Origin of the sequence: Kitasatospora paranensis, from assembly GCF_039544005.1 — a bacterium.
In the GTDB taxonomy this organism is placed as follows: domain Bacteria; phylum Actinomycetota; class Actinomycetes; order Streptomycetales; family Streptomycetaceae; genus Kitasatospora; species Kitasatospora paranensis.
Map to the genome: position 1 here is coordinate 2,595,497 of NZ_BAABKV010000001.1, position 24,136 is coordinate 2,619,632.

At 74.8% G+C, this 24,136-nt stretch carries 19 protein-coding genes, 3 pseudogenes and 1 riboswitch; of the genes and pseudogenes, 11 read left to right on the forward strand and 11 right to left on the reverse strand.

Going from position 1 to position 24,136, the window contains the following annotated elements; translation table 11 throughout:
* The first annotated feature begins 1 nt into the window (after nucleotide 1).
* Together ABEB13_RS12745 and ABEB13_RS12750 are read left to right on the forward strand one after the other, a co-directional pair.
* Nucleotides 2–1,321 carry a DUF58 domain-containing protein gene (locus ABEB13_RS12745; RefSeq protein WP_345705602.1) on the forward strand — a complete coding sequence of 440 codons (1,320 nt, stop codon included), beginning with the start codon at nucleotides 2–4 and terminating at the stop codon, nucleotides 1,319–1,321.
* Nucleotides 1,318–3,741 carry a transglutaminase TgpA family protein gene (locus ABEB13_RS12750; RefSeq protein ID WP_345705603.1) on the forward strand — a complete coding sequence of 808 codons (2,424 nt, stop codon included), beginning with the start codon at nucleotides 1,318–1,320 and terminating at the stop codon, nucleotides 3,739–3,741. Before ABEB13_RS12745 ends, ABEB13_RS12750 begins: the two co-directional genes overlap by 4 nt.
* A gap of 70 nt (nucleotides 3,742–3,811) precedes the next feature.
* Here ABEB13_RS12750 and ABEB13_RS12755 read toward each other — a convergent pair whose 3' ends face one another.
* The 3 genes and pseudogenes from ABEB13_RS12755 to ABEB13_RS12765 form a co-directional block, all read right to left on the reverse strand.
* A complete protein-coding gene (locus tag ABEB13_RS12755) occupies nucleotides 3,812–4,195 on the reverse strand; it encodes a DUF3040 domain-containing protein (RefSeq protein ID WP_100890652.1) in 384 nt (127 codons plus the stop codon).
* A 583-nt stretch (nucleotides 4,196–4,778) separates the two neighbouring features.
* Nucleotides 4,779–5,531: a methyltransferase domain-containing protein gene (locus ABEB13_RS12760; RefSeq protein ID WP_345705604.1), complete on the reverse strand. Its 753-nt coding sequence runs from the start codon at nucleotides 5,529–5,531 to the stop codon at nucleotides 4,779–4,781.
* An 88-nt stretch (nucleotides 5,532–5,619) separates the two neighbouring features.
* Nucleotides 5,620–6,186: pseudogene (locus ABEB13_RS12765) on the reverse strand (SAV_6107 family HEPN domain-containing protein); the annotation flags it as partial.
* Between the two features lie 561 nt (nucleotides 6,187–6,747).
* Between ABEB13_RS12765 and ABEB13_RS12770 the strand changes: the two are divergent.
* Complete coding sequence (locus tag ABEB13_RS12770) at nucleotides 6,748–7,359, forward strand: DUF4126 domain-containing protein (protein ID WP_345705605.1); 612 nt, start codon at nucleotides 6,748–6,750, stop codon at nucleotides 7,357–7,359.
* A gap of 32 nt (nucleotides 7,360–7,391) precedes the next feature.
* Entirely contained in the window at nucleotides 7,392–8,777 is a 1,386-nt protein-coding gene (locus ABEB13_RS12775) for a phytoene desaturase family protein (RefSeq protein WP_345705606.1), read from the forward strand.
* 9 nt (nucleotides 8,778–8,786) lie between these two features.
* Here the strand turns inward: ABEB13_RS12775 and ABEB13_RS12780 are convergent, their stop codons facing one another.
* On the reverse strand, nucleotides 8,787–9,725 hold the full coding sequence (locus tag ABEB13_RS12780) for a hypothetical protein (RefSeq protein ID WP_345705607.1): 939 nt from the start codon (nucleotides 9,723–9,725) through the stop codon (nucleotides 8,787–8,789).
* A 111-nt stretch (nucleotides 9,726–9,836) separates the two neighbouring features.
* Nucleotides 9,837–10,751 (reverse strand): methylenetetrahydrofolate reductase [NAD(P)H], encoded by a 915-nt coding sequence (metF, locus tag ABEB13_RS12785; RefSeq protein ID WP_345705608.1) that lies wholly within the window; start codon nucleotides 10,749–10,751, stop codon nucleotides 9,837–9,839.
* Between the two features lie 150 nt (nucleotides 10,752–10,901).
* Between metF and ABEB13_RS12790 the strand changes: the two genes are divergently transcribed.
* Nucleotides 10,902–12,008 carry a polyprenyl synthetase family protein gene (locus tag ABEB13_RS12790; protein ID WP_345705609.1) on the forward strand — a complete coding sequence of 369 codons (1,107 nt, stop codon included), beginning with the start codon at nucleotides 10,902–10,904 and terminating at the stop codon, nucleotides 12,006–12,008.
* A gap of 28 nt (nucleotides 12,009–12,036) precedes the next feature.
* Here the strand turns inward: ABEB13_RS12790 and thiE are convergent, their stop codons facing one another.
* From thiE to ABEB13_RS12805, 3 genes are all read right to left on the reverse strand, one after another.
* Entirely contained in the window at nucleotides 12,037–12,681 is a 645-nt protein-coding gene (gene thiE / locus ABEB13_RS12795; RefSeq protein WP_345705610.1) for a thiamine phosphate synthase, read from the reverse strand.
* On the reverse strand, nucleotides 12,681–13,049 hold the full coding sequence (locus tag ABEB13_RS12800; protein WP_345705611.1) for an Rv2175c family DNA-binding protein: 369 nt from the start codon (nucleotides 13,047–13,049) through the stop codon (nucleotides 12,681–12,683). Before ABEB13_RS12800 ends, thiE begins: the two co-directional genes overlap by 1 nt.
* An 87-nt stretch (nucleotides 13,050–13,136) precedes the next feature.
* Complete coding sequence (locus ABEB13_RS12805) at nucleotides 13,137–14,339, reverse strand: NAD(P)/FAD-dependent oxidoreductase (RefSeq protein ID WP_345705612.1); 1,203 nt, start codon at nucleotides 14,337–14,339, stop codon at nucleotides 13,137–13,139.
* Between the two features lie 70 nt (nucleotides 14,340–14,409).
* Nucleotides 14,410–14,522, forward strand: a riboswitch (TPP riboswitch).
* On the opposite strand from ABEB13_RS12805, the gene thiO reads away from it, so the two are divergent.
* The 4 genes and pseudogenes from thiO (at nucleotide 14,517) to pknB (ending at nucleotide 18,534) form a co-directional block, all read left to right on the forward strand.
* Nucleotides 14,517–15,683 carry a glycine oxidase ThiO gene (thiO, locus tag ABEB13_RS12810; RefSeq protein ID WP_345705613.1) on the forward strand — a complete coding sequence of 389 codons (1,167 nt, stop codon included), beginning with the start codon at nucleotides 14,517–14,519 and terminating at the stop codon, nucleotides 15,681–15,683. It overlaps the preceding riboswitch by 6 nt.
* Nucleotides 15,680–15,910 carry a sulfur carrier protein ThiS gene (gene thiS, locus ABEB13_RS12815; RefSeq protein ID WP_345705614.1) on the forward strand — a complete coding sequence of 77 codons (231 nt, stop codon included), beginning with the start codon at nucleotides 15,680–15,682 and terminating at the stop codon, nucleotides 15,908–15,910. The genes thiO and thiS overlap by 4 nt, the downstream gene beginning before the upstream one ends.
* A complete protein-coding gene (locus ABEB13_RS12820; protein ID WP_345705615.1) occupies nucleotides 15,892–16,689 on the forward strand; it encodes a thiazole synthase in 798 nt (265 codons plus the stop codon). Before thiS ends, ABEB13_RS12820 begins: the two co-directional genes overlap by 19 nt.
* Nucleotides 16,690–16,786: 97 nt before the next feature.
* Nucleotides 16,787–18,534: pseudogene (gene pknB / locus ABEB13_RS12825) on the forward strand (Stk1 family PASTA domain-containing Ser/Thr kinase).
* A 34-nt stretch (nucleotides 18,535–18,568) separates the two neighbouring features.
* Here pknB and ABEB13_RS12830 read toward each other — a convergent pair.
* A complete protein-coding gene (locus ABEB13_RS12830; protein WP_345705616.1) occupies nucleotides 18,569–19,198 on the reverse strand; it encodes a molybdopterin-dependent oxidoreductase in 630 nt (209 codons plus the stop codon).
* A 187-nt stretch (nucleotides 19,199–19,385) separates the two neighbouring features.
* On the opposite strand from ABEB13_RS12830, the gene bfr reads away from it, so the two are divergent.
* Complete coding sequence (bfr, locus tag ABEB13_RS12835; protein WP_100890638.1) at nucleotides 19,386–19,865, forward strand: bacterioferritin; 480 nt, start codon at nucleotides 19,386–19,388, stop codon at nucleotides 19,863–19,865.
* Between the two features lie 15 nt (nucleotides 19,866–19,880).
* Here bfr and ABEB13_RS12840 read toward each other — a convergent pair whose 3' ends face one another.
* The gene (locus ABEB13_RS12840) at nucleotides 19,881–20,120 is read right to left on the reverse strand and encodes a (2Fe-2S)-binding protein (RefSeq protein WP_345705617.1); all 240 of its coding nucleotides are present in this window, start codon (nucleotides 20,118–20,120) and stop codon (nucleotides 19,881–19,883) included.
* Nucleotides 20,121–20,257: 137 nt separating this feature from the next.
* Entirely contained in the window at nucleotides 20,258–21,607 is a 1,350-nt protein-coding gene (locus tag ABEB13_RS12845; RefSeq protein ID WP_100890636.1) for a class II 3-deoxy-7-phosphoheptulonate synthase, read from the reverse strand.
* 305 nt (nucleotides 21,608–21,912) lie between these two features.
* Between ABEB13_RS12845 and ABEB13_RS12850 the strand changes: the two are divergent.
* Nucleotides 21,913–23,849: pseudogene (locus tag ABEB13_RS12850) on the forward strand (anthranilate synthase family protein).
* Nucleotides 23,850–24,136: the final 287 nt, after the last annotated feature.

The following is a 24,136-nucleotide window of genomic DNA, read 5'->3' on the forward strand; positions in this document are numbered from 1 at the left end:
CGTGGCCCCGGGCGAGAACCCCTCCGGACTTCGGGCGGGCCTGCGCGGCCTCACCACCCGCGGCAGGTCCTTCCTGGCCGCCGGGCTCACCGCGTCGCTGTGCGCGTACGTCTTCGGGCAGGACGCGCTGCTGCGGGTCGGGGTGCTGCTGGCGGCGCTGCCGGTGGCGGCCGCCCTGCTGATGGTGCGCACCCGGTACCGGGTGGCGGGCGGACGGCGGCTGAGCCCGCACCGCGCGCCGGCCGGCCAGGAGGCCCGGGTCCACCTGCGGCTCGACAACGTGTCCCGGGTGCCCACCGGCGTGCTGCTGCTGGAGGACAAGGTCCCCTACGTGCTCGGACCGCGGCCCCGCTTCGTGCTGGACCGGGTGGAGGCCCGCGGGCACCGCGAGGTCTCCTACCGGGTCCGCTCCGACCTGCGCGGGCGCTACCCGCTCGGGCCGCTCCAGCTGCGGCTGTCCGACCCGTTCGGGATGTGCGAGCTGCACCGCTCGTTCGCCGCCTCGGACGTGCTCACCGTCGTGCCCCAGGTGCAGGTGCTGCCGCCCGTCCGGCTGCCCGGCGAGCGGGCGGGGCACGGTGACACCAGCGCCCGGGCGCTGGCCCTGGCCGGCGACGACGACGTCATCCCGCGCGAGTACCGCCACGGCGACGACCTGCGCCGGGTGCACTGGAAGTCGACCGCCCGCTACGGCGAGCTGATGGTCCGCCGCGAGGAGCAGCCGCTGAAGGCGCGCGCCGCGGTGCTGCTCGACACCCGGGAGACCGCGCACCGCGGCAGCGGTCCGGCGTCCTCCTTCGAGTGGGCGGTCGGCTGCGCCGCCTCCGTCGGCACCCATCTGGTCGGGCGCGGCTACCGCACCCGGCTGATCACCGACACCGGCCTGACCGCGCCCGCGCCGGGCAGCACCGTCGGCGCCACCCCCGCCGAGGCGAGCGGGCTGCTGCTCGACGAGCTCGCCGTCGTCGAGCACTCCGACGGCGGCGGCCTGGGCCGCGCCGAGGAGGTGCTGCGCGGCGGCGAGGGCCTGCTGGTGGCCGTCGTCGGCGCGCTCGACGACGAGCAGTTGGAGCGGCTGACCCGGCTGCGGCGGCGGGCCGCCGGCGCGGTCGTCGTGCTGCTGGACACCGCCACCTGGGCCGGCCTGCGGCACATCCTGCCGAACGAGCCGGACGAGGCCTTCGCCGAGCAGCAGCGGGTGCTGCGCCGGGCCGGATGGACGGTGCTGGCCGCCCGGGCCGGCGACTCGCTGCCCGAGCTGTGGCGCTCGGCCGACCCCACCGACCAGTCCAGCCCCTACCGAGACGAGGTCGGCGCGTGACCACCCGGGCCAAGTTGACGCTCTGCGCGGCCGCCGCCACCGCGCTCACCACCCTGTGCCTGACCCCCCTGCTGACCACGAACGGCTGGCTGGCGCAGGCCTTCCTGCTGATCGCGGTGGTGGCCGGAGCGGGCGCCGCGCTGCGCCGGCTGGCCCTGCCGAGCTGGTGCGTCACCCCGCTCCAGGTGCTCGTGCTGGTCTACGCGGTGCTGTTCACCTCGGTGAACACCGCACTGGCCTGGGGCGTTGTGCCCGGCAGCCGGGCCCTGGACGCGGTCAACAGCCTGCTGGTCTCGGCCGGCACCGACCTGTCGCAGTACGCCGTGCCCGCCCCGGCCACCCCCGGGCTGCGGCTGGTGCTGAGCGCCTCGGTCGGGCTGATCGCCGTTTTGGTGGACGCGCTGGCGGTGACCCACCGGCGGGCCGCCGCGGCCGGGCTGCCGCTGCTCGCCCTGTACTCCGTCGGCTGCGGGCTCGCCGGGGCGGCCGGGACGGCCTGGATCTGGTTCGTGCCGGCCGCCGCCGGCTACCTGCTGCTGCTGCGCGCGGAGGGCCAGGACCGGCTGTCGCGCTGGGGGCGGGTGTTCAGCGGCACCGGCCGCTCCTCCACCAACGCCCCGGTGCACAGCGGCCACCGGGTGGGGCTGATCGCCCTGGTGCTCGCGCTGGCCGTGCCCGCGTTCCTGCCGCAGGCCGGCCTCGGCCTGGTCGGCGGCATCGGCGGGGGCAGCGGCGTCGGCAGCGGATCGGGCGGCCGGGTCACCTCGCTCAACCCGGTGGTGGCGCTGACCGACAGCCTGCACCGCACCGAACCGGTCGACCTGCTGCACTACCGGACGGACGCGAGCGGCGCCCCCGAGATGTACCTGCGGATCGGCGCGCTGGACGACTTCGACGGCGTCGAGTGGCGCGCCTCCCAGCAGCACCTCCAGCCCCGGACGGACCCGCTGCCCGAGGACGCCGAGCTGTCCGCCGCCGTCGCGTCCGCGCAGGCCCGCACCGACATCGACATCTCCGACAACCTGCGGACGGACTGGCTGCCGATGCCGTACCCGGCGCAGCGGGTGTCGGTGGGCGGCGCCTGGAGCTACGAGCCGGACACCCGCTCCCTGGTCGGTGCCAAGGGCCAGAAGACCAACGGCCTGAAGTACCAGGTGACCAGCCTGGAGGTGCAGCCCACCGCCGAACAGCTGCGCTCGGCCGCCCCTGCCCCGCAGGACATCGCCACCCGGTACCTCGCGCTGCCGGACACGCTGCCCCAGGAGGTCGCCCGGACGGCCGCCCAGGTCACCGCCGGGAAGGACAACGCCTTCGACCGGGCGGTCGCGCTCCAGAGCTGGTTCACCTCCTCGGAGTTCCACTACAGCACCACCGTCGAGGCGGGCACCGGGTCCAACGCGATCGTGAAGTTCCTGCACGACCGGACGGGCTTCTGCGTGCACTTCGCCGCCACCATGGCCGCGATGTCGCGCAGCCTGGGCATCCCGGCCCGGGTGGCGATCGGGTTCACCCCGGGCAGCGCCGCGTCCGGCGGCGGGTACGTGGTGCGGTCGACCAACTACCACGCCTGGCCGGAGCTGTACTTCGGCGGCGTGGGCTGGGTGCGCTTCGAGCCGACCCCGTCCGCCGGGCAGGGCGCGGTGGCGCCCAGCTACACGCACGGGCAGGACACCCCGGCTCCCGGGCAGACCACGGCCGCCCCCAGCAGCGCCCCGACCGACGACGCGTCCGGTGGTCCGAGCGCCGGCAGCAGCTGCGGGGCGCAGGGCCGCCGGCTCGGGGACTGCGGCGACCAGCAGGCCGCCGCGGCCCCGGTGAGCCACCAGGACGCCTGGTGGCTGTCGTGGCGGGCACTGGCGGCGTACGCGCTGGTCGGCCTGGCCCTGCTGGTCCTCGCCGTACCGGCGCTCTGGCGGGCGCGGCTGCGCCGCCGGCGGCTGGGCGCGGGACGGCACCTGGCCGGTGCCGAACGGGTCGAGCTGACCGAGGCGCAGGTGCTGGCCGCCTGGCAGGAGCTGGTGGACTCCGCGTGGGACCTCGGCATCCCGCCGGACGAGGCGAGCAGCCCGCGCCGGGCGGTCGCCCGGCTCGCCGAGCTCGGCGGGCTGGACGACACGGCCCGGGCCGCGGCCGGCCGGGTCGCGCTCGCCACCGAGCAGGTGCTGTACGCCCGCGAGCTGGGACCGCAGGCGCCGCTGGGTGCGGACGTGCGGGCGGCCCGGCAGGGCCTGCTGGCCTCCGCGGGGCGCTACGGGCGGCTGCGGTCCGTCGTGCTGCCGCCGTCCACGGCGCGGCTGTGGTGGCGGGCTGCGGACCGGGTCGCGGCGGTGCGCGACGGGCTGCGCGAGCGCGCCGGCCGGGTGGGCGACGCGGTGGCCGGGGCGACGCGGCGGGTGCTGCGGCGGGGCCCGAAGGACTGACGGCCGGGAACGGCCCGGGGCGGGCGGTTCGTGTGAACCGCCCGCCCCGGGCCCCGCTCTGCGACGACCGCTACATGCCGTCGTGCTCGTCCCTGCGGCGCTGCCACCGCTGTTCCATACGATCCATGACGTTGGCCTTACGGCGTGGCGCCGGGGCCGGTTTCGGCCCGGCACCCTGGCCCAGTGCGCCGCGCCTCCAGCCGGTGACGGCAAGGACGGCGCAGCCCAGCATCACCAGGAACCCGATCACGCTCAGCCAGATCAGCTGGGCGACCATGCCTCCCATGAGGAGGCCGATCCCGACCACGAACCCCGCGACGGCCAGATAGACCCGCCGGCGGGTGTAGGTGCGCAGCCCGGTTCCCTCAAGCGCCGACGCGAATTTGGGATCTTCGGCGTACAGCGCTCGCTCCATCTGCTCGAGCAGTCGCTGCTCGTGCTCCGAGAGCGGCACGGAGTCCTCCTACTCGTCGGTCGCGGGGCGACCGGTCCGCCAACCCCCGGCCCGGCCCTGTGTGGCCAATATGCCCCAAGCGCTCGGGTGTCATGCTTTCCGGCTTTACCCAGATCATACGGTCCGCGGGCCGCGTTCGGGATGGTCAACGGCACGTGCCGTGGGCCACGTCCCGGCGCTCCCGCATCCCTGCAACGCTCCGCCGGCCGCACAAGTGCCCGGGAGTTCGGAATCACCGCAGGCTGTACTGTCGCCCGCTCGCCTCCGGGCGCTCTGGCCCGGTGCCGACGGTCGTTGCTGCTGTCCTGTCGCCCGCTCGCCTCCGGGCGCTCGAACCCGGCGCCGACGGTCGTTTCTCCCTCGCTCCTGCGTCGCTCCCTCGCGCCTCCCTTTCGGCACCGGCGCGCCCTTCGGCTCGGAGCGGGAGCCTCCTGTGGCGGGTCCACCACCAAGGGCGCGGGGAACTGCGCGCGGCGGCAGGGCAGCAGCCCAGCCTCTCCCACCCGCCCGGTTCCCCACTCCGCTCGGTCGTCCCGGGCCTTCGGCTCGGGGCGGGGTGTCCCCGCCCCGGGGTCGGCGGGTGTCAGAGCAGGGCGGCGAGGACGTGGAGCTGGGTGGCCACGGCGTGGAAGGCGGGCTGCTCGGAGGCGGCGCGCTCCAGCTGGAGCAGCGCCTCCTGGGCGCCGGGCTCGGTGTCCACCAGCACGCCGGGGACGAGGTCGGCGAAGACCCGTACGCCGTGCACGGACTGCACCCGCAGGCCGGCGTCGGCGGCCAGCCGGCCGAGCTCCTCGCCGGTGAAGCGGCGCGGCATCGGGTCGCCCGCACCCCAGCGCCCCTCGGGGGCGTCCAGCACGGTGCGGGCCTCGGCGAAGTGTCCGGCCAGCGCGCGGGCCAGCACGGCGCCGTTGCGGTTGGCGGCGAGCAGGCTGACCAGGCCACCCTTGCGCAGGGTGCCGGCAAGGCTGCCGAGGGCCTCGGCGGGGTCGTCGACGACCTCCAGGACACCGTGGCAGAGCACGGCGTCGACGGAGCCGGCCGGGACGAGGTCGGGCAGCGTCTGGGTGTCGCCCTGGACGGCCCGCACCAGGTCGGTGACGCCGGCCTCGGCGGCCCGGCGCTCCAGGGCGAACAGTGCGTCGGGGCTCGGGTCGACCACGGTGACGCGGTGGCCGAGCCGGGCCACCGGTACGGCGAAGTTGCCGGTGCCGCCACCGGTGTCGAGGACGTCCAGGACCGGCTGGTCCAGCTCCGCGGCGCGCTGCTCCAGCGCGGCCCGCACCACCTCCCAGACCACGGCGGTACGCAGGGCACTGCGGGGGCGCGTCGGGTACACGGCGGGGCTCCTCGTCAGGGTCGATCACCGAACGGCACCACCTTAGACCGACCGGCAAGCGGGAACGCGGGCCGCGACAGCGCGCCCGGCCGCGGTCAGTCCCCTCCAGGGGTAACGGCTGCTGCGGGACGGCCGGGGCGAGGCCGAGCAGGCGCTCGACGATCCGCAGGTACAGGCCGGTGTTGCGGATCAGGTCGTCGGCGTCCCGTGCGCCGGCGGCACCTTGGATGCCGGCCTCGGCGGCGGCCCGGCGGCGGGCCCCGGCGGCGAAGTAGACGGCCCACTCGGCGAGCTCGGGGGCCACCTCGGGCAGCAGTTCCCAGGCGCTGCGGATGGCCTGGCGGCGGCGCGGGTTGCGCTCGGCCCGGCCTCGGACGGCCAGCACCGCAGCGGTGGTGCGGAGCGCGGCCAGGTGGGCGGTGGCGTACCGCTCCAGCGGGTCGGGGCTGCTGCGGGCCGCGGTGAGGGTGCGGTGCGCCTGGCGGAGCAGGTCGAGGGCGCCGGGCGGGGCGCCGACGCGGCGCAGCACGGGGTGGACGTCCGAGGCGGGCCCGGTGCGCTGCTCGGGGGCCCCGTGGCCCCCGCTGCGGTCGGCGGTGGGCAGGGTGTCGGCGACAGGGTGGCGGGTGACGCGCTCGGGACGGCTGATGGTCATGGTGTCCCCCGGTCCGATGCGGGTGCCCGGGCCGGACGACCCGTGCCCCTCCAGCGTGGCAACCGGCACTGACAATCCCGGGTGGTCGCGGGTGCGGACGCAGCGGGGGCGGCCGCCCCGGGCCGGTGCGACACCCCCGTCGCCGTCCGGCCGGGCGCTGCCGCCCCGCACGTCCACCGGTGCCGCGGGGCACCGGTCTCCCCGTCGGGCCGTCCCCCCGCGCCGCGCTCCGCCGCCCCGTGTCGGCGGTGCGCGGCCCGTGTCGGCCCGTGCGGTGACCGGGGCCGTGCCGCCGCTCCCCCAGGGGCGGCGGGCGGACCCGGTCGCTCGCCGGGGAGCGCCCTCGCAAACGCTCCTCCCGGCATCCCCCACTCTGCCGAATCCCGCAGGTCGAGGGCCATCCGTCGGGCTACTCATCCGTGGATCTGAGTATCCGTACTCAGGTTTGCCCTCCGATGCCGGACCATGGAACCGTCCGGCCGCGCCCCGCGTCCTGACAGCGCCGGAACGGTACGTCCGGTCGCCCGGAGCACGGGCGGGCACGGCCGGAGGGGAGCAGAGTTGAACGTCATCCCGTTGATCTTCACCAGCGGATGGGCGAGCGGTGTCAACGCCTACGCGGTGGTGATGCTGCTCGGCCTGTTCGGGCGCTTCGGCGGGGCGGACACGGTACCGCCGGTGCTGGAGCGGACGGACGTGCTGATCGCCGCCACGGTGCTGTTCCTGTGCGAGGCGGTGGCCGACAAGATCCCGTACGTGGACACCGTCTGGGACGCGATCCACACGGCGATCCGTCCGGCGGCGGGCGCGGTGGTCGGCGCGCTGCTGGCCTCGCACGACCCGGGTTCGCTCGGCGAGGTCGCGGCCGGCGCGCTGGGCGGCTCGACCGCGCTGGTCAGCCACGGGATCAAGGCCTCGTTGCGGATGGCCGTGAACACCTCGCCGGAGCCCGCCTCGAACATCGTGATCAGCCTGCTGGAGGACTTCTCGGTGGCCGGCCTGGTCACCCTGGCGATCTTCCACCCGTGGCTGGCCGCGTCGGGTGCCGCGGTGCTGCTGGCGGCCGGGGTGCTGCTGGTCTGGTTCGCGGTGTCGAGGATCCGGCGCTTCCTGCAGCGGCGGCGCGAGCGCCGGGCGGCCCGCACGGCGGGGGCGGTCCAGCCGCAGTTCTGAGGGCGGCGGGGCGGCCCGTAGGATCAGCCCCCATGGCACGGATCGTCATCATCGGCGCAGGTATGGGCGGGCTCGCGGCCGCGGCTCGGCTCGGCACCCTCGGGCACTCGGTGACGGTGTGCGAGGCCGGGCCGACGTACGGCGGCATGGTCGGGCGGTACGAGCGGGACGGCTTCGCGTTCGACACCGGCCCGGGTCTGCTGACGCTGCCCGCCGTCTACCGGGATCTGGCACTGAAGACCGGCCGGGAGCCGCTGGAGGAGCTGGTCGACCTCGCACCGGTCGACCCGGAGAGCCGGCACGTGTTCCCGGACGGCACGTCCCTGGTGCTGCCGAACGCCTCCCGGGGCGGTGTCGCACGGGCCCTGGACGAGGCGTTCGGCGCCGGGTCCGGTGAGCGGTGGGGCGAGGTCGTCAACCGCGGCCGGGCGGTCTGGGAGGCCACCCGCCGGCCGCTGCTGGAGGAGCCGCTGCCCGAGGGCCGGCTCGCCGACCCGTACCCGCGGCCGGCCCGGCGCGGCCTCGGGAAGTGGCTGCCGCAGGGCGGCTACACCCTGGCCGATGTCGCCCGCCGCGAGCTCGGCGGGCGTCCGGGCCCGACCGCGCTGCTCACCGAGTACGCCACCCGGCACGGGCTGGCGCCGGACGCACCGGCGGGCGCGACCGTGCTGCCGTACATGGAGCAGTCCTTCGGGGTCTGGTACGTGCAGGGCGGCATGCGGGCGCTGGCCGATGCGGTGCACCGGCGCTGCGAGCAGCGCCGGGTGGAGTTCCGCTTCGGCACCCGGGTGACGCGGGTGCTGACCGAGGAGGGCCGGGCGTGCGGGGTGGCGACCGCGGACGGCGGGCGGATCGACGCGGACGCGGTGCTGTCCTCCTCCGCCGATCCGGGGCTCGGCGGGAGCGGCCGGCCCGGCGGGCCGGGACGGGTCACGGTGCTGCTGGCGCTGCGCGGAGCGCGGCCGGCCGGCACCGTGCACCGCACGGTCGTGCACGCCGCCGACCCGGCGTGGGAGGCGGAGGCTCTGATCCACGGGGAGAGCGTCCCGGACGGCCCGACCGTGCAGGTGCTGCGGCCCGACGACCCGGCGCTGGTGCCGGACGCCGACCACGAGGCGGTCAGCCTCACCGTCACCTGCGCCGTCCGCCCCGAGGACGACCTGGACGCCTACGCCGGGCAGTTGCTCGACCACGTGGCCGCGGCCGGGATCGACCTGCGGGAGCGGGTGCTGTGGCGCGAGGTGCGGGCGACCGGGCGGGTGCCCGTCCCGTCGCTGGCGGGCGGCACGCTCAACCCGCCGAACGCGACCGGTACCCCGGGTCTGTACCGGATCGGCGGCGGCGCCCACCCGGGCGGCGGGCTCGCCCGGGTCGGCATGTCGGCCTCGATCACGGCGGGCCTGATCGGCCCGGCCTGACGCGCCGGGTCAGCCCTGCTGCTGGTAGTCCCAGGCCGGCTGCTGGTGGACGGCCTGCTGCGGCACCACCGGCTGCGGCTGCTGGTAGGCCTGCTGCTGGGCCCACTGCTGGTCGGCGGCCTGCTGGTACGCCTGCTGCTGGTCGGCGGCCTGCTGGTGCGCCTGCTGCTGGGCGGCGTACGGGTCCTGGTACTGGCCGTAGGCCGCGTACGGGTCCTGCGCGTAGGGGGCCTGCGCGTACTGCTGCTGCGCGTACTGGGCCTGCGCGTACTGCTGCTGGTCGTACTCCGGCTGCCCGTACTGGGCCTGGGCGTACTGCTGCTGCGTGTACTGCTGCTGGGTGTACTGCTGCTGGGTGTACTGCTGGGCGTAGGCGTCCTGCCCGTACGGGGCCTGGGCGTACTGCTGCTGGGTGTACTGCTGCTGGGCGTAGGCGTCCTGGTGGCCGGGCTCGGGCTGCCGGGCCCACGGCTCGTCCCCGTAGGAGGCGGTGAGCGGGTCATCGGTGTAGACACCGTCCGCGGCGATCTCCTCGACCTCCTCGAAGCCGGCGCCGGGCTCCTCGGGCTCGACCGGTCCGACGACGCCGACGGTCGCGGCGGGGGCGGCCGGGGCCGGTGCGCCGGTACTGCCGGTGGCCGCGCTGAGCAGCGGAACCCGGGCGAGCGGGCCGGGCAGGCCGCCGTCGGCCGTGCGCAGCGACCAGCCGGCGACGGCGCCCCGCTTGACGGAGAGGGTGACGAAGGCCTGGCCGAGCGCGAAGGCGGCCGCACCGACGCCTATGACCAGCACCGACTGCAGTTGCATGCCGGCGACGACGGTGAGGAAGCCGGCCAGGGCCGCGGCGCGCCAGACCACCGGGGCGCGGTTCTGCAGCAGGAGTTCGGCGGCCAGCCAGAGGGCGACGACCGCCAACGCGGTGTCCAGCAGCAGGTGTCCGATGCCCATCCCTGCTACCTCCAGTGGCGCGGCCGCGTGTGCGGGCGACTGTACAGGCTTGCGGCGGACAGCACCGCATCGCTCGCGGCCGGCTGCGGCCGGCCCTGCGCGGCCGGTGCCTCAGCGCTGGTGGAGGCCGAGGTTCTGGTAGATCTCCAGGGTCGCGGTGGAGTGGTTGAGGGTGATGAAGTGCAGGCCGGGAGCGCCCTCGGCGAGCAGTCGCTCGGCCATCGCGGTGGCGTGGTCGATGCCGACGGCGCGCACCGCGTCCGGGTCCTCGGCGACCGCGCGGAAGCGGTCCACCAGGTCGGGCGGGAAGTCCGAGCCGGACAGCTGCGGGAAGCGCTCCAGCTGGCGGATGTTGGTGACCGGCATGATCTCCGGGATGACCGGCGTCCCGCAGCCGGCCGCGGCGAGCCGGTCGCGCAGCCGCAGGTAGTCCTCGACCTCGAAGAACATCTGGGTGATCGCGTAGTCGGCGCCGGCGCGGCACTTGGCGACGAAGTGCCGGATGTCGTCGTCCCAGTTGTCGGAGCGCGGGTGCATCTGCGGGAAGGCGGCCACGCCGACGCAGAAGTCGCCGATCCCCTTGATCAGCTCGACCAGCTCGTAGGCGTAGGTGACGCCCTCGGGGTGGCGGACCCACTCGCCCATCGGGTCGCCGGGCGGGTCGCCGCGCACCGCGAGGACGTTGCGCACGCCCTGGTCGGCGTACTGGCCGATGATGTTGCGCAGCTCCGCGACCGAGTGCTCGACGGCGGTGAGGTGGGCGACGGGGGTCAGCGTCGTCTCGGTGGCGATCCGGCCGACCAGGTCGACGGTGCGGCCGCGCGAGGAGCCGCCGGCGCCGTACGTCATGCAGACGAAGTTGGGGTCGAGTGCCTCGACGCGGCGGATGGCATCCCAGAGCCTGCGCTCGGCGGCCTCGTTGCGCGGCGGCATGAACTCGAAGGAGAAGGAACGGTCCCCGGCCGCCAGCAGGTCGCGCACGGTCTGTGCGCGGTCGGTTCTGGTGGAGGGGATGCCGAGTGCCATGCTGGCAGGCTATCGGTCCCGCACGGAGGGCGACCAAACATGGTCCACTGAATGAGATGTGCACGTGGCGCGGCCCGGGCGCCGCCGATGAGAGCGGTCCGCCGCCCTCCGGATAGTCTGATTGTCAGCCCAGCGATCCGGAGTCCCACCGTGCCCACGTCCACCAGCCTTCCGGCCAACCCGATCGACCGGGAGGACCTGCGCGAGCGCGTCAACGCCGCTCTGGCCGCGTTCATGGCCGAGCAGACCGGCCTGCTCGCCGGCATCTCGCCGCAGCTGGGGCCGGTCTCCGAGGCCCTGCGCGACTTCCTGCTCGACGGCGGCAAGCGGCTGCGCCCGGCCTTCTGCTACTGGGGCTGGCGCGGCGCCGGCGGCGGCAGCGAGGACCCGGGGATCGCCCGGGCCGCGGCCGCCCTGGAACTGCTCCAGGCCAGCGCGCTCGTCCACGACGACCTGATGGACCGCAGCGACACCCGCCGCGGCCTGCCCTCCGTCCACCGCCGCTTCGAGGCCATGCACCGCGACCGCGGCTGGCGCGGCGACCGCGAGCAGTACGGCGCCAGCGCCGCGGTGCTCCTCGGCGACCTGCTGCTGATCTGGTGCGACGAGCTGTTCCAGCGCAGCGGCCTGCCCGACGGGTCCGTCCGGGCCGCCAAGCCCGCCTTCGACCGGATGCGCACCGAGGTGATGCTCGGCCAGTACCTGGACGTGCTGGAGCCCGTCGCCGGGGACTCCGCCGACCAGGACGCCCTGGAGCGGGCGCAGACCGTCCTGCACTACAAGTCGGCGAAGTACACCATCGAGCGCCCGCTCCAGGTCGGCGCGCTGCTCGCCGGCGCCGACGGCGCACTGGTGGACGCCTACGGCGCGTTCGGGCTGCCGCTCGGCGAGGCGTTCCAGCTCCGCGACGACCTGCTCGGCGTGTTCGGGGACCCGGAGGTCACCGGGAAGCCGGCCGGCGACGACCTGCGCGAGGGCAAGCGGACCCTGCTGGTCGCCCACGCGATGCGCGGGCTGCCGGCCGCCGACGCCCGGCTGCTCGACGAGCGGCTCGGCGCACCGGACCTGGCCCCCGAGGAGATCGGGCGGCTGCGCGCGCTCGTCGAGCGCAGCGGCGCCGCGGAACTCGTCGAACAGCGGATCGAGGAGCTGATGGCCCAGGCCCTCGACGCCCTGGACCGGGCGCCGCTGGCGGCCGGCCCGGCCCGGGCGACCCTGCTGGCCCTCGCCGAGGCGGCCACCGTCCGGAAGTACTGAGCATCCGGCGGCGGTGGCCGCCCGACGGTCAGGCCGTGCGCAGCCGGCGGGCGAACTCCGCGGCGGCCGCGCCCGGGTCGTCGGCGGCCGTGATCGCCCGGACCACCACCACCCGGGTCGCACCGGCCGCCAGCACCTCGTCCAGGTTGCCGAGGTCGATGCCGCCGATCGCGAACCACGGCCGGTCGGTGACCGCCTTCGCCGCGTACGAGACCAGGCCGAGGCCGGGGGCGTGGCGGCCGGGCTTGGTCGGGGTCGGCCAGACCGGGCCGGTGCAGAAGTAGTCCACCCCCGGCTCGACCAGGGCCGCGTCCACCTCGGACTCCGCGTGGCAGGACCGGCCGATCACCACGGCGTCGCCGAGGATCGCGCGGGCGGCCGGCACCGGCAGGTCGTCCTGGCCGAGGTGCAGCACCTGCGGGCGGGCGGCGTGCGCCACGTCCGCCCGGTCGTTGACCGAGAAGAGCTTCCCGTGGCGCCGGGCCGCGTCGGCGAAGACCTCCAGGGCCTCCAGCTCCTGACGCGCCTCCAGGCCCTTGTCGCGGAGCTGCACGATGTCCACGCCACCGGCCAGCACCGCGTCCAGGAACTCCGGCAGGTCGCCCTGCTCGCGCCGGGCGTCGGTGCACAGGTAGAGGCGGGCGTCGCCGAGCAGGGCGCGGGCCGGCGGCATCAGAGGGCCATCGCCTGGGCGCGGCGCTTGACCTCGGTGGCGCGGTTCTCCTGCAGGGCCTGGATCGGGCTGCCGGGCAGCGACGGGTCCTCGGTGAACATCCACACGAGGATCTCCTCGTCGCTGAAGCCGGAGTCCCGCAGCACGGTCAACAGGCCGATCAGGTGCTTCACCGGGCCGTCGTCCTCGATGAAGGCCGCCGGCACCTGCAGCGACTTGTTGGGGCCGCGCCGCACGGCGAGCAGGGTGTTCGCCTTCACCATGTTGCGGATCTCGGTGACCTGCACACCCCAGCGCTCGGAGATGTCGGGCAGGTACAGCCAGGCGGGGACGAGGGCGTCGGTCTTGGGATCGATCTCACTACTCACGGCACCAGACTGCCACCTGCGGCGCCCCCGATGCACCCGGCCCGCCCCGGCCCGGCCGACCGATGACCGATCGTGACCGCCCGCGGGCTATCCGGCGGCCGCCTTCAGCGGCACCGCCGGGTCCGCGGCGAGCGCCACGTCCAGCACGGCGCCGCGTTCGATCAGCCGCCTGGCCTGGTTGACGTCGCGCGGCCGGTCGATCGCGAGCAGTGCCGTGAGCACACCGTCGCGCAGCCACAGCACGGACCGGTCGGCGTCGCCGGGCGCGCCGCGGTGCACCGGCTCGTCGCCGTCGGCGTGCCGGCCCGCGTACTGCACCATCCGCCCGAACTGCTCCGACCAGAAGTACGGCACCGGGTCGTACGGGGTGTCCGCGCCGAGCAGCGAGGCCGCGGCCGCGCCGCCCGACCGCAGCGCGTGGTCCCAGTGCTGCACGGTGAGCCGGCCGCCGGCCCGGGCCGAGGGGTACGAGACGCAGTCGCCGGCCGCCCACACGCCCGGGGCGGTCGTCCGCAGCCGCTCGTCGGCCAGCACCGCGCCCGTCGCGTCCCGTTCGACCGCCGAGCCGGCCAGCCAGCCGGTCGCCGGACGGGCGCCCACCCCGACCACCACCAGGTCGGCGTCGACGCGGCCGCCGCCCGCGAGCAGCAGCCCGCCCTCGTCGACGGCGCTCACCGCGGCGTCGCAGTGCAGCACGACCCCGGCCTCGGCGTACCAGCGGGCCATCTCGGCGCCCAGGGCGGCCGGCAGCACACCGGGCAGCGGCTGCGCCCCGGCCTCCACCACGGTGACCTCGCAGCCCAGCGCGCGGGCGGCGGTGGCGGTCTCGGCGCCGATCCAGCCGGCACCGACCAGGGCCAGCCTCGTCCCGGGGGTGAGCGCCTTGCGCAGCGCCAGCGCGTCGTCGACGGTGCGCAGCACCCGGGCGCCTGCGGCGCCCGGCAGGGCGACCGCCTCGGCGCCGGTGGCGATCACCAGGTGGTCGTGGGTGAGCGGGCCCGCGTCGGTGTGCAGCACGCCGGGCTCCAGGCCGGTGGCGCGGCGGCCGAGCAGCAGCTCGACGCCGAGCTGCTCCCAGTCGATGTCGAAGGCGGTGGAGTCGCTGCCGCCCAGCAGCACGTCCTTGGAGAGCGGCGGCCGGTCGTAGGGGCGGTGCGGTTCTTCGCCGACCAGCGCGATCCGCCCCCGCCAGCCGCCCTGCCGCAGCCCGAGGGCGCACTGTGCGCCCGCCATCCCGGTGCCGACGACGAGAACGCTCTCCGTACCGCTCAGCTCAGCCACGGCGGCCACCCTATCGGCCGGTGTGTCCACCCTGCGCACGCGCTTTCGGCGACGGCGACACCCGGCGTTAGGGTGGGTGCACACCTCACACGGGAGCCCGGTGCACCGGGCTGAGAGGCGGGCTGCGGCGGCCCGCGACCGTCCGAACCTGATCCGGGTCATGCCGGCGAAGGGAGCAGAAGCGACGTGGCACGTTCACCCTCCGACGGGCCCCGCCCCGACGTCCTCGTGGTCGGCGGCGGCATCATCGGCCTCGGCGTGGCCTGGCGGGCCGCCCAGCGCGGGCTGGCGGTCACCGTGCTGGACCCGGCGCCGGGCGGCGGCGCGGCCCGGGTCGCGGCCGGCATGCTCGCCCCGGTCACCGAGCTGCAGTACGGCGAGGAGCCGCTGCTGCGCCTGGGCATGGCCTCCAACGAGCGGTACGCGGCGTTCGCCGCCGAGCTCACCGACGCGACCGGGCTGGACACCGGCTACCGGCGGACCGGCACCCTGGCTGTCGCCCTGGACTCCGACGACCGCGAGGAACTGCGCGAGCTGCACGCCTTCCACGGGCGCCTCGGCCTGACCTCGCACTGGCTGACCGGCCGCGAGTGCCGCCGGCTGGAGCCGATGCTCGCGCCCGGGGTCCGCGGCGGCCTGCACGTCACCGACGACCACCAGGTGGACGGCCGCCGGCTGGCCACCGCGCTGGTCGAGGCGTGCCGCCGGGCCGGGGCGGTGCTGCACCGGGAGAGGGCCGCCGAACTGCTGGTGGACGACGGCCGGGCGACCGGGGTGCGGCTGGACGGCGGCGAGGTGCTGACGGCCGGCCAGGTGGTGCTCGCGGCCGGGTCGTACAGCCATCTGCTGAACGGCCTGCCCCCGGGCGTACTGCCGGCGATCCGGCCGGTGAAGGGGCAGGTGCTGCGGCTGCACGTGCCGTCCGCGTACCGGCCGTTCCTGGCCCGCAACGTCCGTGCGGTGGTGCGCGGGCAGCACATCTACCTGGTGCCGCGCGCCGACGGCGAACTGGTCGTCGGCGCGACCACCGAGGAGCAGGGCCACGACACCACGGTGACCGCCGGCGGGGTGTACGAGCTGCTCCGCGACGCCCACGAACTCGTCCCCGGGATCACCGAGTTGCCGCTGGTGGAGACCGGCGCCGGGCTACGGCCCGGCTCGCCGGACAACGCCCCGCTGCTCGGCCCGACCGCCCTGCCCGGCCTGGTCGCCGCGACCGGGCACTACCGCAACGGCGTGCTGCTCACCCCGGTCACCGCCGACCTGGTCGCCGCGTACCTCGCGACCGGCAGCGTGCCGGAGCTCGCCGAACCGTTCTCCCCCAGCCGTTTCCACCTGAAGGCCCTCGCATGAACCAGATCTCACTGACCGTCAACGGCGAGCCGCGCGAGCTGCCCGCCACCACCACGCTGGCCCAGGTGGTGGCCGCGGTGTCGGCCGCGCCCACCGGGGTCGCGGCGGCGCTGAACGAGGCCGTGGTGCCGCGCAGCGCCTGGCCGGCCACCGTGCTCGGCACCGGCGACCGGGTGGAGATCCTCACCGCCGTGCAGGGGGCTGAGCCATGGCCGACGACCTGCTGACCATCGCCGGGACGACCTTCGGCTCACGGCTGATCATGGGCACCGGCGGCGCCCCCAGCCTGGAGGTGCTGGAGCAGGCGCTGCTCGTCTCCGGGACGGAGCTGACCACCGTCGCGATGCGCCGGGTCGACACCGCCACCCAGGGCTCGGTGCTGGACGTGCTGACCCGCAACGGCATCCGGGTGCTGCCCAACACGGCGGGCTGCTTCACCGCCGGGGAGGCGGTGCTCACCGCCCGGCTGGCCCGCGAGGCGCTGGGCACCGACTGGGTGAAGCTGGAGGTCATCGCGGACGAGCGGACCCTGCTGCCGGACCCGATCGAGCTGCTGGACGCGGCCGAGACCCTGGTCGACGACGGCTTCACGGTGCTGCCGTACACCAACGACGACCCGGTGCTCGCCCGCAAGCTGGAGGACGTGGGCTGCGCGGCGATCATGCCGCTGGGCTCGCCGATCGGCTCCGGCCTCGGCATCCGCAACCCGCACAACTTCCAGCTGATCGTGGAGGGCGCGGGCGTCCCGGTGGTGCTCGACGCGGGCGCCGGCACCGCCTCGGACGTGGCGCTGGCGATGGAGCTCGGCTGCTCCGCGGTGATGCTGGCCTCGGCCGTCACCCGGGCCCAGGACCCGGTGCTGATGGCGGACGCGATGCGGCGCGCGACCGAGGCCGGGCGCCTGGCGTACCGGGCCGGCCGGATCCCGCGCCGCTTCCACGCGGAGGCGTCGTCGCAGATGGCGGGGCGCGCCGACCTCGACACCCGCGAACTCCCGGCGTTCTGAGGCCGTTCGCGGACGGCATGTCTCAACATCGGCACAACCGGTCCCCGGACGGCGCCGTCCGGGGCTCGGGCCCACCCCCGCGGCCTACACTCCTCGGGTGGACAAGACGCTCGACGACCCTCTGATCGGTGCCCTGCTCGACGGCCGGTACCGGGTGGAGCAGCGCATCGCCGTCGGCGGCATGGCCACCGTGTACCGGGGCAACGACACCCGTCTCGACCGGGTGGTCGCCCTCAAGGTGATGCACCCGTCGCTGGCCGCCGACACGGACTTCACCGGCCGGTTCATCCGTGAGGCCAAGGCGGTCGCCCGCCTCTCGCACCCCAACGTGGTCAACGTCTTCGACCAGGGCGCGGACGGCCGGGCGGTGTTCCTGGCCATGGAGTACGTGCCCGGGCGGACCCTGCGCGACCTGCTGCGCGACCGCGGCGCCCTGTCCGTGCGGGCCGCGCTCGACATCCTGGAGCCGGTGCTGGCCGCGCTCGGCGCCGCGCACCGGGCCGGCCTGGTGCACCGGGACATCAAGCCCGAGAACGTGCTGATCACCGACAACGGCATGGTGAAGGTCGCCGACTTCGGCCTCGTCCGGCTGCTCACCGGGACGGAGGGGGCGGGCGACGCGATCACCAGCACCACCTCCACCGGCACGGTGCTCGGCACGGTCTCCTACCTCGCGCCCGAGCAGATCCACCAGGGCGCCCCGACCGACCAGCGGGTCGACGTCTACGCGGCCGGCATCCTGCTGTACGAGATGCTCACCGGCGCCAAGCCGCACACCGGCGAGAACGCCATGCAGGTGATCTACCGGCACCTGAACGAGGACGTGCCGCCGCCCTCGCTGGCCGCGCCGGGCGTGGGCCGCGAGCTGGACGCCATAGTGGCCACCGCGACCGCCCGTGACCCGCAGGCCCGCCCGTGGGACGCCGTCGAGCTGCTGGCCGCGCTCCAGCGGGTGCGCCGCACGCTCTCCCCGCCCAGTTGGACGCCGAACCGCCGGCCTCCACCCGGCCCACCCCGCAGTACCCGACGGGCGAGGTCACCGCGGTCGTCGACCGCCCGGTGGAGCGCACCAGCGTGCTGGACGTGCCGTCGGAGCTGCTCACGCCGCCCTCGCGGCGCGGCGACGAGACGCTGACCCTCACCCCGCAGCGGCCCGCCCGGCGTCGGCGCTCGCGGGCGCCGCTGATCTGGGCGGCGGTGATCGCGGTGGTGCTGGCACTGGTCGGCGGCGCCACGTACGTGCTCTCCAGCGGGCTGTACACGACGGTGCCGAGCGTGCTCGGGCAGACCGAGGCGCAGGCGGTGGCCACCCTGGACACGGCGGGGCTGCGGGGCACCTTCACCCAGCAGTTCAGCGAGACCGTGCAGGCCGGGCAGGTGATGTCCACCGATCCGGGGGTCGGCGCGCGGGCACGCAAGAGCGAGCCGGTCAAGGTGGTGCTCTCCAAGGGGCCCGACCGGGTCCCGGTGCCGAACGTGGCCGGGATGACCGCGGACGCGGCGCGCCAGGCGCTGACGGCGGCCCGGCTGACGCCGGGGACGACCAGCACGGCCTTCAGCGACACCGTGCCCGAGGGCGCGGTGATCTCGGCCGATCCGGCGGTCGGCACCTCGCTGAGCCCGAACGCGCCGGTCTCGCTGGTGGTCAGCAAGGGCATGGCTCCGGTGCCGGACGTGGTCGGCCTGACGAAGGACGACGCCACCAAGGCACTGACCGACGCGGGCTTCACCGTCCAGAGCAGCGGGCTGAACCTCTTCGGCGGCAAGGTCGTGGGGCAGACCCCGAAGGCGGGCACCCCGCAGCCGCAGGGCACCCTCGTGGTGATCAGCTTCGGGCTGTTCTAGCGCCGCTCCGGCTCCGGCGGTACCGGCGGGCGGGTCAGCGCAGCGGCCCGTCGCCGGGCGCCTCCTGGTAGGAGTAGCGCTGCTCGGCCCACGGGTCGGCGAGGTTGTGGTAGCCGCGCTCCTCCCAGAAACCGCGCCGGTCGGCCCGCATGTACTCGACCGCGCGGACCCACTTGGGGCCCTTCCAGGCGTACAGGTGCGGGACGACCAGGCGCACCGGGAAGCCGTGCTCGACGGTGAGGGGCGCGCCGTTGCGGTGGGTGGCGAACACCGTCTGCGGGTCGGCGAAGTCGGTGAGCCGCAGGTTGGCGCTGTAGCCGTACTCGGCCCAGACCATGACGTGGGTGACGCCGGGGGCCGGCGGGACGAGGTCGAGGACGGTCTTGGCGGCGACGCCGCCCCACTCGTTGCCGAGCATCGAGAACCTGGTGACGCAGTGCAGGTCGCCGCGGACGGTGACCCGGGGCAGGGTGTGGAACGCCTCGAAGTCCCAGCTGTGCTTCTCCGCGTCGGCGGTGGCGCCGAACACCTGGAAGTCCCAGCTCTGCGGCTTGAAGCGGGGCACCGGGCCGTAGTGCAGCACCGGCCAGCCGCGCTGGGTGCGCTGGCCCGGCGGGAGCCGAGGGTCGGGCGGCTGCGGCGGTTCCGTTTCGTGCTGACCCATGTCCCCATGGTCGCAGACGGCGGCCGCCACGCGATGCGCGCCCCTCGCGCACGCCCCCTTCACAGCTCGGATACATCGGCAAATCGGACAATCCGCCATATGTGCGGGTAAGCGTGAACTTACTGGAAAATTGCGCCGTTCCGGTGCCACGATGCCGTCAGGCGAAGGACGGACAGGAAGGCGCACCATGCAGGGCGACCCCGAGGTCATCGAATTCCTCAACGAGCAGCTCACCGCCGAGCTCACGGCCATCAACCAGTACTTCCTGCACGCCAAGATGCAGGAGAACTTCGGGTGGACGAAGCTCGCGAAGTACACCCGGCACGAGTCCTTCGACGAGATGAAGCACGCCGAGGTGCTGACCGACCGGATCCTGTTCCTGGACGGCCTGCCCAACTACCAGCGGCTCTTCCACGTCCGCATCGGCCAGACGGTCAAGGAGATGTTCGAGGCCGACCGGCAGGTCGAGGTCGAGGCCATCGACCGGCTGCGCCGCGGCATCGTGGTGATGCGCGCCAAGAACGACGTCACCTCGGCCAACATCTTCGAGGCGATCCTGGCCGACGAGGAGCACCACATCGACTACCTCGACACCCAGCTGGAACTGCTGGAGAAGCTCGGGGAGCCGCTGTACCTCGCCCAGCTCATCGAGCAGCCGGAGTCCTGACCGCGGCTGCGGCCGCTACGCGGCCCTGGCCTGCTCCGCCGCGGGCTCGGCCAGCCCGAGCTTCGCGGCCAGGCGGTGTGTCGGGCACGGGCGGGCCCCGTGCTCCCCGAGCAGGGCCTGGATCCGGCGGACGCACGACCCGCAGTCCGTGCCGGCCTTGCAGCCCTGGGCTATCTGCCGGGGCGTCGAGGCGCCGCCGTCGATCTCCTGCTTCACCTGGGCCTCGGTGACCGCATGGCACATGCAGACGTACATTGCAGTGTCTCCTGAGGTCGCGCGGTCTACTGAGCCTTACCTTACCTGGACATCCACGCATGCAGAAGGCCCCTCCGCCGGACGGCGGAGGGGCCTTCGTCACAATCGGTCCGGACACGGCCCGGGGGCCGGGCCGGTCAGTGGCTGCGGTACATCTCCGCGACCAGGAACGCCAGGTCCAGCGACTGGCTGCGGTTGAGGCGCGGGTCGCAGGCCGTCTCGTAGCGCTGGTGCAGGTCGTCGACCAGCACCTCGTCGCCGCCGCCGACGCACTCGGTGACGTCGTCGCCGGTCAGCTCCACGTGGATGCCGCCCGGGTGGGTGCCCAGGCCGCGGTGCACCTCGAAGAAGCCCTTGACCTCGTCCAGGACGTCGTCGAAGCTGCGGGTCTTGTGGCCGCTGGAGGCCTCGAAGGTGTTGCCGTGCATCGGGTCGCAGATCCACACGACCTGGGCACCGGAGGCGGTGACCTTCTCCACCAGGTTGGGCAGGTGCTCGCGGATCTTGCCCGCACCCATCCGGGTGATGAAGGTGAGCCGGCCGGGCTCGCGGTCCGGGTCGAGGCGGTCGATCAGGGTGAGCGCCTCGTCGACCGTGGTGGTCGGGCCGAGCTTCACGCCGATCGGGTTGCGGACCTTCGAGGCGAACTCGATGTGCGCGTGGTCCAGCTGCCGGGTGCGCTCGCCGATCCAGACCATGTGGCCGGAGACGTCGTACAGGTCGCCCGTCCGCGAGTCGGTGCGGGTCAGCGCCGTCTCGTAGTCCAGGATCAGCGCCTCGTGCGAGGAGTAGAACTCCACCGTCCGGAACTCCTCCGGGGCGACCCCGCAGGCGTTCATGAAGGCCAGCGCGTTGTCGATCTCCCGGGCCAGCTTCTCGTACCGCTGGCCGGAGGGCGAGTTGCGCACGAAGTCCTGGTTCCAGGCGTGCACCTGCCGCAGGTCGGCGTAGCCACCGGTGGTGAAGGCCCGCACCAGGTTGAGCGTCGCGGCGGACGCGTTGTACATCCGCTTCAGGCGCTCCGGGTCCGGGATCCGGGACTCCGGCGTGAACTCGAAGCCGTTCACCGAGTCGCCGCGGTAGACCGGAAGGGTCACACCGTCGCGGGTCTCGGTCGACTTGGAGCGCGGCTTGGAGTACTGGCCGGCGATCCGCCCGACCTTGACCACCGGCACCGAGGCGGCGTACGTGAGCACGGCCGCCATCTGCAGCAGGGTCTTCAGCTTGTTGCGGATCTGCTCGGCGGACACGCCGTCGAAGGCCTCGGCACAGTCACCGCCCTGGAGCAGGAAGGCCTCACCGCGGGCGACGGCACCGAGCCGGGCGCGCAGCTGGTCGCACTCGCCGGCGAAGACGAGCGGCGGATACGAGGCGAGGTCCGCAAGGGTCTTGCGCAGTGCCTCTTGGTCCGGCCATTCGGGCTGCTGCGCCGCGGGCAGGGACTGCCAGGAGTGGCCTGTCCCGTTGGTCTCAGTTGTCACGGTCACGCAGCCAAGGCTACGGGGTGTCACAAGCGAATTGTGCCCGCCGCCCGATGGGTGAGACGGTCCGTGGACATTTCGGTGAGCGACTTCACACCCCCGGGCCATGCGCTACGGTGGTCCCATGACCGCGCCGCACACCTTCTCCTGGTGGTGGGCCAGCCCGATGGGCGGCCCACAGTTCGCGCGTCCCCAGTAGACGACACGACGGCCGCCCCTCGGGGCGGCCGTCGGTGTTTTCGGACAACGGACGACCTCCCCGGGCACAGCGACCTCCTCCTCGCACGCCGACCCGGAAGGACCGCCGTACCGTGACCACCCCCGCCGATCTGCTCGCCCGCCTCGCCGCCCCCGGCGCCCCGGCCTTCGCCCTGCTGCACCGCCGCGCCCCCGGCTCGCCACCGACACCGTCGAGGTCCTGGTCGGGACGGTCGGTGCGTACGACACCCTCGCCGAGCTGCCGGTGCGCAGCGGCCTGCCGGCCGGCGGCCCCCGGCACGACCTGCTCGCCCTCGTCCCGTACCGGCAGATCCGCGAGCGGGGCTTCGACGCCCACGACGACGGGACGCCGCTGCAGGCGCTGGAGATCGACGAGCAGTACGCCTTCCCGCTCGCCGAGGTGCTGCCCGCGCTGCCGCAGCGGCGGGTGGCCCTGGACGGCGGCACCTTCGACATCGACGACGAACGCTATGCGGGGATCGTCCGCCGGGTGATCGAGGACGAGATCGGACGCGGCGAGGGCGCCAACTTCGTGATCCGCCGCGACTTCCGCGGCCGCCTGGACGGCTTCGACACCGGCCTGGCCCTGACCCTGTTCCGCCGACTGCTGGAGCAGGAGCGCGGCGCGTACTGGACCTTCCTGGTGCACACCGGCGAGCGGGTGCTGGTCGGCGCCTCCCCGGAGGTGCACGTCCGGCAGTCCGGCGGCACCGTGGTGATGAACCCGATCTCCGGCACCTACCGGCACCCGGCCGGCGGCCCGACCCTCGACTCGCTGCTGGAGTTCCTGCACGACCCCAAGGAGCTGGAGGAGCTCACCATGGTGGTCGACGAGGAACTCAAGATGATGTGCACCGTCGGCGACCTCGGCGGCCAGGTGCTGGGCCCCCGCCTCAAGGAGATGGCCCACCTCGCCCACACCGAGTACGAGCTGCGCGGCCGGACCTCGCTGGACGTCCGGGAGGTGCTGAAGGAGACCATGTTCGCGGCCACCGTCACCGGCAGCCCGGTGCAGAACGCCACCCGCGTCATCCACCGCTACGAGGGCTCCGGGCGCGGCTACTACTCCGGCGCCCTCGCACTGATCGGCCGCTCCGCCAGCGGCGGCCAGCAGCTCGACTCCCCCATCTGCATCCGGGCCGCGGACATCGCCCCGGCCACCGGCGAGCTGGTCGTCCGGGTCGGCGCCACCCTCGTCCGGCACTCCGACCCGCACTCCGAGGTCGCCGAGACGCACGCCAAGGCGGCCGGGGTGCTCACCGCGATCGGCGCCCTGGACGCCCCCGCCCGCACCTCCGACCGGGGCGAGGGCCCGCGCCTCGCCGACGACCACCGGGTGCAGGCGGCGCTGGACGCCCGCCGGGCGAACCTGGCGCCGTTCTGGCTGCGGATGCAGCAGCCGGCGGCCGCCGGCCCCGGCCCGGAGAGCCTGGTCGTCGACGGCGAGGACACCTTCACCTCGATGCTGGCCCACCTGCTGACCTCGCTCGGCCACCGGGTCACCGTGCTCCGCTACGACACCCCCGGGCTGCGGGAGAGGGTCGCGGCGCACACCGGCCCGCTGGTGCTGGGCCCCGGCCCGGGCGACCCGGCCGACCCGGACGACGCCAAGATGGCGGTGCTGCGGCCGATCGTGGCCGACGCGCTGGCCGGCGTCCGCTCGGGCACCCGCACCGCCCCGCTGCTCGCGGTCTGCCTCAGCCACCAGCTGCTCTCGGCCCAGCTCGGGCTGCCGCTGGCCCGCAAGGCCGTCCCGTACCAGGGCGCGCAGGAGCAGATCGACCTGTTCGGCGAGCGGCACACCGTCGGCTTCTACAACACGTTCACGGCGCGCTGCGACGACGCGGCCGCCGAACGGCTGGCCGCCGAGGGCGTCGAGGTGTCCCGCGACCCGCTGACCGGCGACGTCCACGCCCTGCGCGGGCCCGGCTTCGCGGCGCTCCAGTTCCACCCCGAGTCGGTGCTGACCCGCGACGGCATCGGCATCGTGTCCGGCCTCCTCCAGACCCCGGCCGCCCTGCACGGCTGACCGACCCCGCCCTCCGGCCAGGCCCCCACCGGGCCGGAGGGCGCGCCGGTGTCGAAAGCCCGGGACGACCGGGCGGAGCGGGGGAACCGGGCGGACGGGAGAGGCAGGGCAGCCGCCCTGCCGCCGCGCGCAGTTCCCCGCGCCCCTGGTGGTGAGCCCCCCACGGGAAGCTCGCGCCCCGAGCCGAAGGGCGCGCCGGTGCCGAAAGGGAGGCGCGAGGGAGCGACGCAGGAGCGACGGAGCAACGACCGTCGACGCCGGGTTCGAGCGCCCGGAGGCGAGCGGGC